Origin of the sequence: Clostridium psychrophilum (assembly GCF_018861705.1) — a bacterium.
GTDB classification, from domain to species: Bacteria; Bacillota; Clostridia; order Clostridiales; family Clostridiaceae; genus Clostridium_AD; species Clostridium_AD psychrophilum.
This window is the reverse complement of sequence record NZ_JAHLEC010000232.1, coordinates 1-1,637: the sequence shown is the minus strand read 5'-3', so window position 1 is coordinate 1,637 and position 1,637 is coordinate 1. Positions and strand designations below refer to the sequence as shown.

2 protein-coding genes are annotated in these 1,637 nt (G+C 27.6%); both read left to right on the top strand.

The genetic code is table 11. The features are described 5' to 3' along the window. The first annotated feature begins 238 nt into the window (after positions 1–238). On the top strand, positions 239–1,000 hold the full coding sequence (locus KPL38_RS19160; protein WP_216290730.1) for a ParA family protein: 762 nt from the start codon (positions 239–241) through the stop codon (positions 998–1,000). Positions 1,001–1,026: 26 nt separating this feature from the next. Continuing rightward, positions 1,027–1,302 (top strand): hypothetical protein, encoded by a 276-nt coding sequence (locus tag KPL38_RS19905; protein ID WP_246578056.1) that lies wholly within the window; start codon positions 1,027–1,029, stop codon positions 1,300–1,302. Positions 1,303–1,637 lie beyond the last annotated feature (335 nt).

Here is a 1,637-nt window from a genome sequence, read left to right as displayed (position 1 = left end):
TTCCGGTTAAATTATTATGTAAATCGGATAAATATATGTGCAAATCCATGATTTAACTAGATAAATTAATTTGTAAAACTTAGGATAAGATAAAGTGTAAATCAACAAGTAGCAAATCTATCTAACTATTGACAAGTGGTCACATCAGAGGCTTCACAGCTATTGCTATTGCAATAATGTCAGAAACAAAAAAGGCTTTAGGATTAATTTTCTAACACCTATTTCCCACAGTATATATATGTTATACATAAATACAAAAGGTGGAGTTGGAAAGACCACAACAAGTATTAATCTATGTGGAGTTATAGCCTCACAAGGACATAAAGTGCTTCTAGTGGATAACGACCCAACCTCAGGTAGTACCCAAATATTAAATATAGAAAATGAGCAAGGTCTTACTCTGTATGATTTATATAGGAATTCAAAAATCACTTTTGATGATTGCATAACAAAATATAACGACTACATTGATGTTATAACAAATGTAATTGGGAGTGCTAATTTGGAAATTGAACTTAGTCACAAACGAAATACAAAGGAAACAATGTTGAAGTCTAAGTTTGAAAAGTTCGAAAACAAGACCGATTATGATTATATAATAATAGATAACGCACCCAGTACAGGTCTCATAAGTTTAAATGCACTAGCTATTAGTGATTACTACTTAATGGTAATTGATAATAGTCCCCTCGCAATGCAAGGCTTGGTATTAATGGAGGGTATGATTGCAGAAATGAAAGATATAAGTCTCAATGACAACCTAAAATTATTAGGAATTTTGAGAAATAACTTTGATAAAACGACCTTATTTTCTAAAAAAATATCTCAAATAGTTGAGAAACGTTTTCAACAAGATTTGTTCAAAACAATTATCTATAATAGTGTTAAATATGTTGAAGCTATTACAGTTCATAAGCCTATAAATTATTATGTAAAAGGTGGAAAATATGTAGATGCTTATAAAGACTTGTATTATGAAATCATATCTAGAATCAAATAAAATTATGATATAAAGGAGTTTTAAATATGGATGACATTACTAATGAACTTTCAAAAATCAATAAAATTAAAACTAAAAAAGAAGATAAAAAAATAATCGATGAAAAATTAATAGAATATAAACATATAAAACCTTTTAAAGTTAAAAAGAAAGTAAGCACAGTTGATGAACGAAAATCATTTTTACTTTCTATGGACTTTCAGAAGCTAGAAGTTATAGATAAATTAGCTACAAAATCAAATTATAACAGGAATGAATTCATAAACATGATGTTGGACTATGCATTGGAAAATATTGAATAATAACAAACAGTAATTGTAATGAATTAAGGTAAACAAAATGGAGCAGTTTAATTATTAGCTCTATTTTTATGTTCAATATTCTACGACCAATTTATTTGTTCAGTTAAGAATCAATACATTAATTTAAAAAATGGCGTGTAGATCGATATGAAGCATTACAATGAGAAGTAAAAATTAAATAAATATGTTTAATTATTTTGATTTTCGAATGTTTTTTCTTTTGGTGACCTGTTGTAAAATGAAGTTGAACCAATAAGAAATCCATAGTGGATTAATTCTGTGTTATGCTTTAATCGCCTAAACTAAAACACACAGGAGGATAATCACTATGGAAT